The 13,813-nt window shown below is 65.8% G+C and carries 13 protein-coding genes and 1 pseudogene; 4 read left to right on the top strand and 10 right to left on the bottom strand.

The genetic code is table 11. The features are described from left to right. The 4 genes from VN856_RS20240 to VN856_RS20225 all read left to right on the top strand — a co-directional run. The coding region (locus VN856_RS20240; RefSeq protein ID WP_325692260.1) for an SAM-dependent methyltransferase at positions 1–454 on the top strand (454 nt) is incomplete at its 5' end. A gap of 95 nt (positions 455–549) precedes the next feature. Continuing rightward, positions 550–1,002, top strand: a complete 453-nt coding sequence (locus VN856_RS20235; protein ID WP_325692258.1) for a hypothetical protein — start codon at positions 550–552, stop codon at positions 1,000–1,002. Positions 1,003–1,067: 65 nt separating this feature from the next. Next, complete coding sequence (locus VN856_RS20230) at positions 1,068–1,898, top strand: gluconate 2-dehydrogenase subunit 3 family protein (protein ID WP_325692256.1); 831 nt, start codon at positions 1,068–1,070, stop codon at positions 1,896–1,898. After that, positions 1,849–3,630, top strand: a complete 1,782-nt coding sequence (locus VN856_RS20225) for a GMC family oxidoreductase (RefSeq protein WP_325692254.1) — start codon at positions 1,849–1,851, stop codon at positions 3,628–3,630. The genes VN856_RS20230 and VN856_RS20225 overlap by 50 nt, the downstream gene beginning before the upstream one ends. Before the next feature lie 29 nt (positions 3,631–3,659). On the opposite strand, the gene VN856_RS20220 is transcribed toward VN856_RS20225, so the two are convergent. From VN856_RS20220 to VN856_RS20175, 10 genes and pseudogenes are all read right to left on the bottom strand, one after another. Then, positions 3,660–5,336, bottom strand: a complete 1,677-nt coding sequence (locus VN856_RS20220; RefSeq protein WP_325692252.1) for a ribonuclease J — start codon at positions 5,334–5,336, stop codon at positions 3,660–3,662. A gap of 19 nt (positions 5,337–5,355) precedes the next feature. Next, complete coding sequence (gene dapA, locus VN856_RS20215; protein ID WP_325692250.1) at positions 5,356–6,258, bottom strand: 4-hydroxy-tetrahydrodipicolinate synthase; 903 nt, start codon at positions 6,256–6,258, stop codon at positions 5,356–5,358. A gap of 55 nt (positions 6,259–6,313) precedes the next feature. Continuing rightward, the gene (gene thyX / locus VN856_RS20210; protein WP_325692247.1) at positions 6,314–7,066 is read right to left on the bottom strand and encodes an FAD-dependent thymidylate synthase; all 753 of its coding nucleotides are present in this window, start codon (positions 7,064–7,066) and stop codon (positions 6,314–6,316) included. Positions 7,067–7,139: 73 nt separating this feature from the next. Further along, positions 7,140–10,133 (bottom strand): FAD-dependent oxidoreductase, encoded by a 2,994-nt coding sequence (locus VN856_RS20205; protein WP_325692245.1) that lies wholly within the window; start codon positions 10,131–10,133, stop codon positions 7,140–7,142. Then, entirely contained in the window at positions 10,130–10,534 is a 405-nt protein-coding gene (locus VN856_RS20200) for an SCP-2 sterol transfer family protein (protein ID WP_325692243.1), read from the bottom strand. Before VN856_RS20200 ends, VN856_RS20205 begins: the two co-directional genes overlap by 4 nt. Further along, entirely contained in the window at positions 10,527–11,549 is a 1,023-nt protein-coding gene (locus tag VN856_RS20195; RefSeq protein WP_325692241.1) for a hypothetical protein, read from the bottom strand. Before VN856_RS20195 ends, VN856_RS20200 begins: the two co-directional genes overlap by 8 nt. After that, positions 11,546–11,824: a hypothetical protein gene (locus VN856_RS20190; protein ID WP_325692239.1), complete on the bottom strand. Its 279-nt coding sequence runs from the start codon at positions 11,822–11,824 to the stop codon at positions 11,546–11,548. The genes VN856_RS20195 and VN856_RS20190 overlap by 4 nt, the downstream gene beginning before the upstream one ends. Then, a complete protein-coding gene (locus VN856_RS20185; RefSeq protein ID WP_325692237.1) occupies positions 11,824–12,282 on the bottom strand; it encodes a hypothetical protein in 459 nt (152 codons plus the stop codon). The genes VN856_RS20190 and VN856_RS20185 overlap by 1 nt, the downstream gene beginning before the upstream one ends. Next, complete coding sequence (locus VN856_RS20180; protein WP_325692235.1) at positions 12,279–13,460, bottom strand: polyprenyl synthetase family protein; 1,182 nt, start codon at positions 13,458–13,460, stop codon at positions 12,279–12,281. The genes VN856_RS20185 and VN856_RS20180 overlap by 4 nt, the downstream gene beginning before the upstream one ends. Next, positions 13,444–13,813, bottom strand: a pseudogene (locus VN856_RS20175) (hypothetical protein); the annotation flags it as partial. The gene VN856_RS20180 and the pseudogene VN856_RS20175, both read right to left, overlap by 17 nt.

Here is a 13,813-nt window from a genome sequence, read left to right as displayed (position 1 = left end):
GCCGGTGTCGGTTCGGTTGGTGCCGTTGGACCTTGAACACGACGACGTCCTCGACGTGCTGACCCGACACGGTTACAACCCCGACAGCCGCACCTTTTTCGTCTGGGAAGCCGTGACTCAGTACCTGAGCGCCGAAGCCGTCCATGCCACGTTGAACGAACTGCGGCACGCGACATCGGGCAGCCGACTTGTGTTCACCTATGTCCGAAGGGATTTCATCGACGGCATCAACCTGTACGGTGCCGACGCGCTGTACCGCAGGTTCAGGCAGCGTCAGCAGCTGTGGCAGTTCGGGATTCCCCCGCAAGAGGTTGCGGCATTCCTTGCCGGACACGGGTGGCAGCTGGCCGAGCAAGCCGGACCCGACCTGATCATGCGCCGGTACGTCGAGCCAACGGGTCGCCAACTCACCGTGTCGCCGATCGAATGGTCGGCCTACGCCGAAAAGGCTTGACCCCTTGGAGCCGCCGTGCACCGGATCGACGCAGTTCCGACACGCCGCCCCATAGCGTCCCCTGTTCAGCCCCATCACGGCGTCATACTGAATGCGTGGCCAGCAACGAGGCTGCCCGCTTATCCGGCCCAGTGGCGCCGTCGCCCCGGCGCCAGGTATTCGCCGGCTACCGATTTCTATCGCCGCACCAGGCTGCGGTGCTCTATGCCGCCACCCGCCAACTGATTTCCGGCGCGGAATGGGGCACGCCGCAGCTCGTCGTCGCTTATGTCGACCGGCTGCTATCAATCTTCGACGCCAAGCCCTTTGCGCTACGGGTGCGGGCCGCCGACCTCCGCGACCAGTACAGCGACGGCATCGCGCTACTCGACGAGCTCGCCGACGGCGATTTCACCGCCCTGGCCCGACTGCGCCAAAGCCTCGTTCTGTCCCACACTCGCGTGATGCCTTTTGTCGGTTTGCTTTTCGATCACGTCGTTGAGGCGATAGCTACGCCGCCGGCGACGTTGCGATGCGGCGCACTCGACCGCTACCACGAAACCGGATAGCGAGTCCGACACGCCGGACGCGGGCGTTCCTCTGATCAACATCGAATCGGCGTCATACTCGGCCCGTGGCCAGCGACGGGGCCGTCCCCGGTTACGGTCTGTCTGCGCCGGTGTCCCGGCGCAGGATGCTCGGTGGGCTCACTCTGCTGCCGCTGGTCGCCGTAAGCAGCTCCGTCCCTTCCGCTTTCGCCGATCCCGGCGAAGCCGCTACCGCCGCCGATGCCGCCGACACGTCGTACCGCTATCTCTCCCCGCATCAAGCCGCTGTGCTCGACGCCGCTACCAGCCGCCTGATCCCCGGCCCGGGAGACGACCCGGGCGAGACCACCCCGGGGGCGCACGAAGCCAACGTGGTGCGGTACATCGACGTCATGCTTGGGGCGTTTTCCTTCTCGCCACCCAAGGTGCATGCCGGCGGTCCGTGGAGTAACCGCGCCGGCGGTTCCGAGGACTTCATGGCCAACTTCGTCCCCCTCGACCGGGCCCAAACTTACGCCTGGCAACAGCGGATCGCCAACCTGCGCACCCAGTACACCAACGGCATTGCGCTGCTTGACCAACTGGCCGGTGGCGACTTCACCACGGTGTCGAAGACGAAACAGAACAACATCCTGGCGACTGGCCAGGCGGTGTCTTTCACCCAGGTGCTGTTCGGGCACGCGATTGAGGGGATGTACTCCGTACCGGAGTACGGCGGCAACGCAAACCTCGTGGGTTGGCAAAGCATCGCCTGGCCGGGGGACATCGAGCCGCGCGGCTACACCGACGCCGAAGTCGAAGCGCCCCAAGGGGACACGCTGGCCCAAAGCGGCATCATCGGCATGCTGGTCCAGGGCGGGTGGGCCCATGCCATCGCCAAAATGGGGGGAAAGGCCGGCGTTAATATTGGCCGGTAAAGCGATCATCGTCGGCTCGGGACCGGGCGGTTCGGTCATGGCAATGGAGCTCGCCGAAGCCGGCTGGGACGTGGTGATTTTCGAGATGGGACCCAACTACTTCTCCAACATCGAAGGGCAAGGGCCGTTTCCGACGGTGTTCTCCAACGATGAGCTCAAGTCGCAGTACCGCTACTTCGAGCAGCCGGATCCCTTGGCCTACCCGCGCACGTTTCGCCAAACCGCCTGGCAGGTCGCTGCGAACACCTACGTTGGCGACGTCAATGACCTGCCCAACCAGGTCGGCGGCGCGTTCCCACACTCGGACGTCAAGGTCACCCGGATGTGGGACATCGACTTCAAGGGGCTGTCGCTGCTCGGCCCGGTGCCTGGCGCGGACATGGCGGATTGGCCGTTCGAGTACAGCGAGCTCGCTCCGTACTACGACGAGATAGAGACGCTGATCGGAGTGCAGGGAGATGTCGCGTCGATACCGGCATTCGTACAGCGGCACCAGCCGCAGCAGAGGCCCTACCCGATGCCGCCAGGGGCGCAGATGCGCTCGTCGACGCTGCTTGCGGCGGGGGCCAAACGCCTTGGGCTGCATCCCTTCTACTTCCCGATGGCGGCCAATTCGGTCGAGTACAACGGATCCCCGGCGTGCAACAACTGCGGCTTCTGCTCGGGCTACGGCTGTCCGATCTCAGCCAAGCCGGCCAACCTCATCATGCTGCGGCGCGCGCTGCGCACCGGGCGCACGCAATTGCGACCGCAGACGACCGTCACCCAGGTCAACTACACCGGCCGTCGCGCGACCGGCGTCTCTTTTATCGACGCGGCGGGCAACGCCGGCGGCGAGAACGCCGACATAGTTGTGCTGGCCTGCTCCGCGGTGTTGTCTCCGCGCTTGGCGCTGCTGTCCAACCTTCCCGACCCCTATGCCCGTATCGGCAAACGGATTATGTTTCAAAACTTCTACGATGGCTTCGCCATCTTTCTCAACCAGCGAGTGCACGCCTACCGCGGTCGGTCGTGCACGCAGGTGGTGTTCGATTTCAACGATCCCGACTTCCCCGGAGCTCGAGTCTTCGCGCGGCTGGCCGGTCTGCCCTATATCCGTGCCGGCCTGTGCGAGCTCGGGGGTAGCCAGAACCCGATCGCGGAAGGCAAGTTCTACCAAGAGATCCTCGGATTGATCCCGGGCGTGCAGTTTTTCGGCCGCGCGTTCAAGGATCTGATGCAAGCCTCGCTGCTGCGCGACCGGCTCGCCGGCGTCGACTGCTTCGCCACCGACATGCCATACCTGACCAACAACGTCACTCTCGACCCGACGATCAAGGACCTCAATGGACAGCCGGCCCCCCGGGTCACCTACAAGATCGGAAGGTTCGAGAAGGTTTCGCAAGACTTTTTCATCCCTTTGCTTTCCACGATGTGCGGGGCATCCGGAGCACAGCTGTACGCCGCGGTACCGCAGAGCACCGCCAATTCCATCGGAGGCACCGCGCCACCGACCGGATTGCACACCATGGGCGGGATGCAGATGGGCGTTAACCCGGCGACCAGCGTCGTCGATGGCAATGGCCGAATGCATCAGATGGACAACGTGTTCTGCTCCGACAGCAGCGTGTTCGCGACCTCCGGCGGCTCTAATCCGACCAACACGATCATGGCGGTCGCGCTGCGCACCGCGCGGGGGCTGACCGGCAGGCGGTCCCCTTTACCTGCCCCCGCGTTCGCCCAACCCGGCTGAGGTAACACTGGCGCCAAGCGCCGGAGGGCTCAGATCTCGATAACCGTCGGCACGATCATCGGCTGGCGACGGTAGGTCTCCCCCACCCACTTGCCGACCGCACGACGGACCGCCTGTGCGATCCGTGCCGGGTCGGTAACGTTTTCGGCCGCAAGCGATTCCAACTCCGCCTCGACTCTGCGAACAGCGGGCTCCAGCGCCTTGGGGTCTTCGGAGAAACCCCGCGAATGCACCTGCGGCGGGGCCGCCACCTTCCCGGTACCGCGCCCGACCACGACCGTTACTGCCACGAAACCCGATGACAGGATGAGCCGTTCGCCCAGTGTAATGTCGCCGACGTCGCCGGTGATCGAGCCGTCGACGAACATCTTGCCGACCGGTACCGCACCGGCGATGCGCACGGCGCCGCCCACCAGGTCAACGCTGACCCCGTTCTCGGCCAAGACGATCGATTCTTCCGGCACCCCCGCGCTGGCGGCGAGCTTGGCGTTCGCCCGTAGCATCCGCCAGGTGCCGTGAACCGGCATGACGTTGCGAGGGCGAACCCCGTTATAGAGGAACAGCAGCTCACCGGAATACGCATGACCCGAAACATGCACGCGGACTTGCTGATTGGTGACAACGCGCGCACCGATCTTGGCCAGTTCGTCGATGACCCCGTAGACAGCCTCCTCGTTGCCCGGTATCAGCGAGGACGACAGGATGATCAGGTCTCCCGACGTCAGCGTGATGCTGCGATGCTCGCCGCGCGACATCCGTGACAGCGCCGCCATCGGCTCGCCCTGAGTTCCGGTGGTGATCAACACAACCTGGTCGGGCGCCATCATCTCAGCGGCGCCAATGTCGACCAGATCCGACTCGTCCACCTGCAGAAAACCCAGGTCGCGCGCGATTCCCATGTTGCGCACCATGGACCGCCCGACGAACGACACCCGCCGGCCCAGCGCCGTCGCGGCGTCGATGATCTGCTGCACCCGATCGACGTTGGAAGCAAAGCACGCGACGATGACGCGGCCTTGAGCGCTGCGAATCAGCCGGTGCAGCGTCGGCCCCACCTCGCTCTCCGACGGCCCCACACCGGGGATCTCGGCGTTGGTCGAGTCGCACAAAAGCAAATCGACGCCGGCGTCGCCGAGCCGTGACATGCCCGGCAGGTCGGTGGGTCGGCCATCGGGCGGTAATTGATCGAGCTTGATATCGCCGGTGTGCAGAACGGTTCCAGCACCGGAGCGCACCGCAATAGCCAGCGCGTCGGGAATGGAGTGGTTGACCGCGAAGAACTCGCACTCGAACACTCCGTGCGTGGTGCGCATCCCTTCGGCCACCTGAACGAAGACCGGCTTCACCCGGTGCTCACGGCATTTCGCGGCGAGCAGGGCCAGGGTGAACTTGGAACCGACAATCGGTATGTCGGGCCGCATTTTGAGCAGGAACGGGATCGCCCCGATGTGGTCTTCGTGGGCGTGCGTCAGCACCAGCGCCTCGAGGTCATCGAGTCGGTGTTCGATATGACGCAGATCAGGCAGGATGAGGTCGACGCCCGGTTCGTCGTGAGTGGGAAACTTCACCCCGCAGTCGATGATCAACAATCGGCCCAGATGCTCGAAAACCGTCATGTTGCGGCCGATTTCATTGATTCCGCCCAGCGCGGTCACCCGCAAACCACCTGTGGTCAGCGGACCTGGCGGTTGAAGGTCTACATCCACCTGCGAGCCGCCCTCTGGCTCACCTGAGCACCGACGCTGCCCGCATGTCGGCAGCCAGTGCGTCGATCTGTTCGGCCGTGGCGGGCATCTGCGGCAGCCGCGGATCGCCGACCTCGATACCCTGCAGGCGCAGTCCCGTCTTGGACAGCGTCACACCGCCGAGGCGGCTCATCGCATTGCTCAACGGGGCGATCGCGACGTTGATTTTGCGAGCGGTAGTGACATCTCCGGAAGCGAAGGCGGACAACAGGTCTCGCAGCTGACCAGTCGCCAGGTGGGAAATCACGCTGATGAAGCCGGTGGCGCCCATCGCCAGCCACGGCAGGTTCAGCACGTCATCGCCGGAGTAGTAGGCCAGGCCCGTCTCCGCCATCAGTTGCATGCCGCCGTGTAAATCGCCCTTGGCGTCTTTGACCCCAACGATGTTGGGGTGTGCAGCCAATACGCGCAGCGTCTCGAATTCGATCGGCACCACCGAACGCGGCGGGATGTCGTAGAGCAGCACCGGCAGTGGCGTCGCGTCGGCGACCGCGGTGAAGTGCGCGATCAGCCCGGCTTGCGGAGGCCGCGAGTAGTAGGGCGTGACCACGAGCAGACCGTGCGCCCCCTCGGCGGCACACGCCTTGGCCAAGTGGACGCTGTGCGCCGTGTCGTAGCTGCCCGCGCCGGCGATGACACGGGCGCGGTCCCCCACCGCTTCGAGTACGGCCCGCAACAGGGCGAGCTTCTCGGCGTCGGTGGTGGTCGGCGACTCGCCGGTGGTGCCGGATATGACCAAGCCGTCACACCCGCTGTCGACGAGGTGGTTGGCCAGTCGGGCCGCCGCCGGGAGATCCAGGGATCCGTCCGGGGCGAACGGCGTCACCATGGCGGTCAGCAGCGTGCCCAGGCGTGTGTAAACGTCGAATCCGCCGGTACTCACGGACCCCAGATTACCTGGCGGCAGCAACCCCATTTGGCACCGCTGCGCGGTTGACTCAGGCCTCGGTGGCCAGCGGACTGGTCGCCACCTCGGTGCCGTCGGTCAGCGCGGAGATCTGGAAGTCGCCGAACACGGCCGGGGCGACGCCCGCCAGCTGCCGAAGGCACTCGATGGCCAGCCGCCGGATCTCGACGTCGGCGTGCTCGCTGGCCCGCATGGCAATGAAATGTCGCCAAGCCCGGTAGTTGCCGGTGACGACGATGCGGGTCTCGGTGGCGTTGGGTAATACGGCGCGTGCTGCCTGGCGGGCCTGCTTGCGGCGCAGGATTGCGTTCGGCTGATCGGCGAACTTGGCTTCCAGTCTGCTCAGCAGCTCGGTGTAGGTGGCGCGGCTGGCGTCGGCGGCCTCGACCAGGATGCGCCGCAATTCGTCGTCGTCTTCCATCCCGGGGGGAACGACGATCTGGGATTCGTTCTCCGGCACATAGCGCTGCGACAGCTGCGAGTAGGAGAAGTGCCGATGCCGGATCAGCTCGTGGGTGCACGATCGCGAGATGCCGGTGATGTAGAACGAGACACTCGCATGCTCGAGCACCGAGAGATGCCCGACGTCGATGATGTGCCGCAGATAGCCGGCGTTGGTCGCGGTCCTCGGGTTCGGCTTCGACCAACTCTGGTAGCAGGCCCGGCCGGCGAACTCGAGCAGCGCCTGGCCACCGTCGGCGTCGGTGCTCCAGGGCACGTCGGGCGGCGCGACGAACTCGGTCTTGGCGATCAGTTGCACGTGCAACGGCGCGGTCTCGGCCACGGCGAACACCCTAGCGGGCGCACGCAGCATGCCGGTCACGGCGACGGACGTTCCTACCCCGTACGGAGTGCGCCTACTTCGTCGGCTCTATCAGGGGTTTGACGATCTCCAATTCCTCGGGCCTGGCCGGCACTGCTTTCTCCTGTATTCGGGCCGCGGGCGTGGCGGGACTGGAGTACAACGATTGTTCCGCGCCGGACACCCACCCACCCGAGGTAGCGGAACGCGCTGACTCATATGCCGAATTCGGTTGGTACTCGCCCATCGGCGAGGACGGGAGTACCGAGCGGCCCGAATGGTAGAGCGAGCCGCTTCCCGAAATTGATTCGCCCTCAGGGTGTCCCGGTTTTTGGTAAAAAGCGATGTCGCTCATCCAACCTTGTTTTGGCACTAGGTACTCCAGGTCCTGAGGCGTGTTAGCCGAGGTGGCTGGGCGGACCGAGCCGGCGTCCGGCGGCGGGCCGTCCGGCGGGGGGGCGACCGGCGGCGGGGCGACCGGCGGCGGGTCAGGCGGACCCGGCGCCGCGGCGCACGTCGTGTGCTCGAGGTACTGCCGCCAGGCCTGGAGGCAAGCAAGCAGTTGCTGGGTGTAATCGGTCGGTGGGGCCGCCGTAGACCCAAGTGCAGCGGCCGGCATCGGCGGCGGCATGAACGGCGCCGGCGGCGGCACGGCGGACATCCCCCACGCGGGCGGCTGCGCATACTGCGAAGGCGTCATAGCGCCTACGGTCTTTTCGAGGTACTGGCGCCAGGCTTGAAGGTAAGCGTGTAACTGCTGCGCGTAGTCGGTCGAGGGCGACGTCATGGGTTGACCTCCGAGGATTGAAGGGGCAGGAAATACGGCGCGGCCCGGGGTGGCAGCCGAGAAATCGATCGGATGAGGCAACGATGCCTGGCAGTATTGCCCGTCAAGGTTGCGCAGCCTGCGGGTCTCGTATGGCTCCCGGTTCTCAATGTCGAAGACGTAGCAGTAATCGCCGGCCGGTGTCGGCAGACGAATCGGGCTTGAGAATCCTTGGTCGATGAAGCCGTAGGGAAGCCGCCAGTTCAGGACGGTTTTCTCCCGGCGATCGACGCCGCCGGACTCAACCCAAACGTAATGGTCAAGGATGGCGTTCACGGCGTGGCGGGCCGACTCACAGGCGGCCTCCATTGACGTCATCCGGGTGAACGTCTTGTTCCATGTGCCCGCGAACACCACCGAGTTGTGATGCACCTGGAAGCCGCCGTGGCGCGCCTGCCAGACATTGCGCCGCTCGAGATTCTCCAGCCACTGGGCCTCCGTCGGCCTCGTAGTCCACGACGAGCCGTGCGGGTTCCAGGGGTCGCAACCAGGTCGATTCGGCCAGTCTCCGACGATGGGGACCAGATACGGCGCTTCGTTCCGCGCCGGAGTTCCCTTGTCGGGCCAACCGGTCATCCTCAGGTTGCGGTCCAGCGCATACCAAGCTGGCCACGGGAGCAGCGCCTCGGGGACGTTGCCGGCGTCGCTGGTGACGGCGTGGATGATTTGCCGCCACACTTCTTGGGCGAGTTCGTCGGCGCTGCAGTCGCGCGCGGCCTTCCCGTGCCCGAATTCGTCGACCAGGTGACGCGACGGGGTGTTGAAATCTCCGATGTCAACCGACAGCACCGAGATGTGGCCGTCACGGGCCAGTGTCGGTTGCCTCTCCCACATCCCGCTCTGGTTTATCGACGACAGGCCCCATTCGGTCCCCGAGTAGTACATATGCCCACGGAGCAGCTGGAACTCGGTGTCGAAGAAGTATTGGATGCCCGCCAGCGTCTGAAACCGATCCCAGGGCACCCGACCCATTTCGTCCAGCCTGTGCGGGTCACGCCGGGCTGATGGGCGCGCTGGCGTGGGCTGCAGCGGGCCGGCGGGCGGTGGGACCGAAGTAGTGAACCCGTCGAGCCCGGCCACGGTGCCGCCGGTGCCGGCCGCGCGCAGCGGCGCTGTGATCCGTTCGGCCGTGGGCGCGTCGACGGCGACCACGACGTAATCGGGAGACAGGCGCATTCCGTCGGTCAGCTGAACCTGCACCCGCGGCCAACGGTGGGGTGGGTCTCCGCGGTCGATGCGCGGGGCCAAGAGCTGATCCACCCCACTTCGGACGAATCGGACTCCGAGCTCGACGAGGTGCCGGTACCAGTGGTCGAACCACGCTTCGGTAGTGGGGCCGTTGAGCACCCCGTCGGCTTTGTCGTCGTCGCGGTCCGTTTGCAGCTGCAGCTGAAGATATGTCGTCAAATTGGTACGGGCATCGCCCCAGTGGGAATCGAACGCGGCGAGCACCCGCGGCATTTCCAGGAGAGCCGCTTCGAAAGGTGGCGTGTAATAGAACCGACGGGCCACCGTGGCGTCGCGGCCGATGAAGAAGTCATAGGCGGACAGGTTCTGGAGTTCTCTGGCGCGGCGCAGAGGACTGGTGGCGAGATATTGCAGCAGCCTGCCCGCGAAGGTCTGCACATCACCAGGGCTGAAGCCTAGTTCCCCGAGCTGGCCTGCGGTGGTGAGTAACTCGGCGAGGGTGCGTGGCTTCTGGCGAGGAAAAACCAGGGAGGGCTTGCCTTCCACCGTGGTGCCCTGGGTGACCACTCGCCTGACGTTGTCCATGACGGTGCGCGACGTCATTTGCCAGCAAACCTGGCCGTCGACCTGCTCTGTTCGTTGATACACCGGAATGCGTTGGAAAAGGTCCCAGATGTGCAGGTAATACGCTGGGAAGAAACGGAATCCGTGCTCTCCGGCAACCGCCCGCGGTGGGATACGGGGCCGGCCTCGCCGCCCCGGGAAGGGGCGTAGCTCGGCGGTGCCACCCCTGCCCGAACCTGCCTTCGAGTACTGGGAAGCGGCGAGGCCGCCGAGCTTGATCGGCGGATAGCTGCCCGCGGGCATGGCGTTGTCCAGCACGGTCCGTTCATCCGGGTGAGGTTCGTACACCGTGACCTCGAAGCCGCGCTCTGCCAGTTCGTGAGCGGCGGTAAGGCCGGCAATGCCGGCTCCCAAAACGGCCACCGTGGGGTGCCGATCGGACGACGCAGGGGTCGTAATGTGCTCGCTCATTGCGGCCCCGTCCGCAGCGTAGCCAGCAACTCCGGATGCGATGGTGCCCGAACGGCCGCGTGGACGTAAGCGAGCAGCGTGTCGTGCGCGCGCAAAATGTCGTCCAGCGAGCCGTGCACGTTGACGACCCCGGCCTGAACTGCCTCGTCAAGGCTGAACCTGGCGTCGAGCAGGTCCAGGATGGCGGCCCGGGAGCTGGCGATCCGGGCGCTGCTCACACCGGCCGGACCGTCCGTCACCTCCAGCCGGCGACCACCTCGCAGCGAGAACACCTCGCCGTCGACATCGACCTCGACCACCAGCGGCCCGAGCGCCTCCAGCATATGGCGGTAGCTGGCGGGCACCTCGTCCTCAAGGTGCCCGACTGACCGCCGCAGCAGCGACGAAACCTGCTCAGCCATATAGCAACTCGAATACGCCGGCACCGACGAGGTCGATCTTTTCGCCGTTGATCGACCCAGTCACCTGAGCGGTGCCGTTGCTTTCACACAGCACGACTGATCGATCCAGGCACACCTCACTAGGCTGCGCGAGGCGCGCGTAAGCCTGCGGTCGAAATTCGGCGTGCACCGCGTCGCCCGCCCGGGTCGCGGTGATCTCGATCCTTTCCGGTACGTCCGACGCCTCGCCGCCGAGGACGAGCCGCATCGGGGGCGGCAAGGTGCAGTCGGCGACGCGGCCGAGCAGGCCGTGCGAGCGGGTCTGCACGGCGGCGGGTGGGAAGATGGCGGCGGGCTCGTCGTGGCGCCACACCCAAAGCGCTTGATACAGACAGCGCAACCGTCGCCGATCCGTCATCTGCTGGAAAACCAGCGACCACGGATCGTCGGGTCCTGAGGGAAGGATCGTGCCCCACGTCCAGCCGAAGTCGCCGCCCCAGTGAAACCGGCCCCAGTTGTGGTCGTGGTAGGCCACGTTGCCCTCGAAGCGCATCTCCTGGCGTCCGATGCGCAGCCACCCGTCGGCACGCAGCCGCGGCACGAATAGCCAGGACACCCGTCCGTCCCCCACCGGCTGGTTGTTGACGGCGAAGGGCCGACTCACCGAGGTGAGATCGAGCTCCCCCCGGATGTCGTGTCCAGGAAGGTCGATCACCACCCGGTACCCGTCCGGTCGCACGGTCATCCGATTGCCGCCGACGGTCAGGACGCTGAGGTCGGCCGACACGTCCAGCTCGGAGTCGTCAAACCGCTCGACGGCGCCAGTCCACCGTTGGTCGTGCGCTATCACGATGACGCGGGGCACCAGCCGGGGTCGACCGGCCGAGGGGGTTTCGCTGTTGAGGCTGAAGTTGATCAATATCCGGCTGCCCGGGCGGTGGACCACGAAGTGGTACCACTCCTTGAATCCGTCGGGCCTGGCGGTAGCGAGCACAGGGGTACGGAGGAAGTCGCTCCGGGCGAGCACCGCGCTCATCGCAGCCACCGGGTATTCATCGACGCGGACATAGCTTCCTCGGGCGTGTCAGACGGCTCCGCCCTCGCAGATTCGGCGAGGCGGTTGATCGCATCTCCTACGCTCGCGACGCCCAGCAGCAAGTAGCCGAAATCGTCGGCCTCGCGCTGGGTCTCGGCCTGAGAGTGGCCCTCGGCGGCCAGAGCGTGAACTACCGTAGCCAGACCGGCCAGGCCCAGCAGGTACCCGATGAAGCTACTCTGCTCAGCCAGCGCCGGGCGCGGATCAGTCAACATCAGGCGAACCCTTCGGGGCGAAAGTGGCCCAGCACCGAATCGTCGAGGCCGCGCCCGATGATCGCGTCCGCCAGCAGATCTGCCCATGCGTCCGGGACCGCGTTTGACTCCGCGGGCCCGTCAAGCACGTTGAGGCTCAACGTTTCCCAGATTCGCCGGAGGTTGTCGACCGCTTGCGATGCGGCCAGCGCATCGCGCAGTTCGGCTCCGGCGGTCGTGTCTGCATATCGGCGACCCTCGGCAACGAGCAGGTCGTGCAGACCACGCGCCGCCGCCGGGTTTCCGAGCACCGCGCGACGGACACCCAGAAGTAACTCGAACACGGTCCGCTCGGCGCCGTCGGCGTCCGTCGGCGGGGCCGGGAGTAGCGGCGGGACGCTGCGCTCGACGAGGTCGAGGGTCAGCCCCCTGATCCGCTCCAGCTCGGTGAGCATTCCGACCAGGTCCTCGGGGTTCATCGGGTGCGCCCGTGCACGTAGTCGACGAGGTCGCACAGCACATCCCGATGTCGACTCGCCGGAAACCAGTCGAGACCGGCCAGTAGGACCGCAGCTTTGCGAGCATGCCAGCGGGCAACCTCTCGAGCGTGCTCCATCGAACCGACGTCCAGCATCAGGCCATAGAGCCAACGAATGTCATCGAGCGTCTTCGATTCCGAGGAGCGGTATCCCTGCAGCCGAGCGGCGATCTCCGCCTGCCCAGACCGAGACAGCTCGCCCCGGGCGACGAGCCCTTCCAGCAGCGAAGTGAGCCCCAGCTCGCCGTCGCTGCTCGGCCTGCGCCTGGCCAGAATCTGGACTGCGCGATCCCGGTCTCCCGGCTCGGCGCATCGCAAGGTGTGCAGCAGCATCAAGGTGCGTTTACCCTCCCAGAGGTCACCGCCGATCTCTTTGCCGTACTCCTCGGGGTCCGCCCGCAGGTTCAGCAGGTCGTCGGTGATCTGGAAAGCGGCGCCCAGGTGGCGGCCGAGAGGCTCCAGCGTCGCCGACCATTCCGGTCCGGCGCCGGCGGCGATCGCGCCGACCTGCAGCGGTGTGATGAATGAATACCAGCTGGTCTTCAGCTCAACCATCGCGAGGTAATCAGCGTCGTCGAGCTGCCAGGTGTTGGAACGCACCCACTCGAGCTCGAGGGCTTGGCCGTCGACGGTCTGCCGGGTCATGTGCGCGACGGCCCGCAGGATGCGTAGGGCCGGCCCGAGCCCGACGCGCTCAACGTTGTCGAGCAGTGGTTGCAGCGACATCGACAGCATGGCATCACCCACGTTGACGGCGATCGGGATGCCATGGTCCATGTGCAGCGTCGGCCGGCCGCGGCGCCTCCACGACTCGTCCTCGATGTCGTCGTGAATGAGAAAGGCGTTGTGGTAGAGCTCCAGCGTCGCTGCGGTCGGCAGGACTGCCTCAAGGTGGCCGCCGAGCCCCAAGCAGGTGGCGATGCTCAGGGCCGGCCGGAGCGCCTTCCCGCCGCGGCGGGGATAGTCGAGGATCAGCTCGTAAAGTCTGCTCGCGCCATGCTGGCCGGGAGCGAAGAGCCGATCGATCTCGCCATCGCACGCTTCTTTGCACTCGGCGAGGTAATCCTCGAGCACATTCGGGGCCGGCGCGACGGAAGGCCGTTCAAGAGACAACGACACCGACGACGCCGTTTTTGTCTGTGATCCTCGGCGCGAAGCGAATGCGGACGGCAAGCTCGATATATCCATATTCAGCACTGGTCTCGCCGATCACTTCCAGGCTAGGAGGAACGCTGATCGCAAGGTCCACTGGCTCTTCACCGGGACTTGTCTCTACAGCACCCCCGTGCGCGATCCGTCGGCGACGGCCCAGTAGGAGCAGCCTTCCAATGTCGCCGGATTTCGCTTGACCCAAAACGCCGACGGCGAATGACACGCCATCGTCTTTGTCGGGCTTGCCGGGCCCCTTGCCCCCGTCGGGCTTGTCGGCCCCCTTGTCTCCGTCGGGCTTGTCGGGCTTGTCGGCCCTCTTG

It is taken from the genome of Mycobacterium sp. (assembly GCF_035603715.1).
Taxonomy (GTDB): domain Bacteria; phylum Actinomycetota; class Actinomycetes; order Mycobacteriales; family Mycobacteriaceae; genus Mycobacterium.
Note: the sequence above shows the minus strand (reverse complement) of the source record. Positions and strands in the feature narration are given on the sequence as shown.

Coding starts and splice junctions, on each gene's coding strand:
- VN856_RS20225 (WP_325692254.1), top strand. CDS start 1,849: ATGCCATCGCCAAAATGGGGGGAAAGGCCGGCGTTAATATTGGCCGGT.
- VN856_RS20205 (WP_325692245.1), bottom strand. CDS start 10,133: ATGAGCGAGCACATTACGACCCCTGCGTCGTCCGATCGGCACCCCACG.
- VN856_RS20200 (WP_325692243.1), bottom strand. CDS start 10,534: ATGGCTGAGCAGGTTTCGTCGCTGCTGCGGCGGTCAGTCGGGCACCTT.
- VN856_RS20195 (WP_325692241.1), bottom strand. CDS start 11,549: ATGAGCGCGGTGCTCGCCCGGAGCGACTTCCTCCGTACCCCTGTGCTC.
- VN856_RS20190 (WP_325692239.1), bottom strand. CDS start 11,824: ATGTTGACTGATCCGCGCCCGGCGCTGGCTGAGCAGAGTAGCTTCATC.
- VN856_RS20185 (WP_325692237.1), bottom strand. CDS start 12,282: ATGAACCCCGAGGACCTGGTCGGAATGCTCACCGAGCTGGAGCGGATC.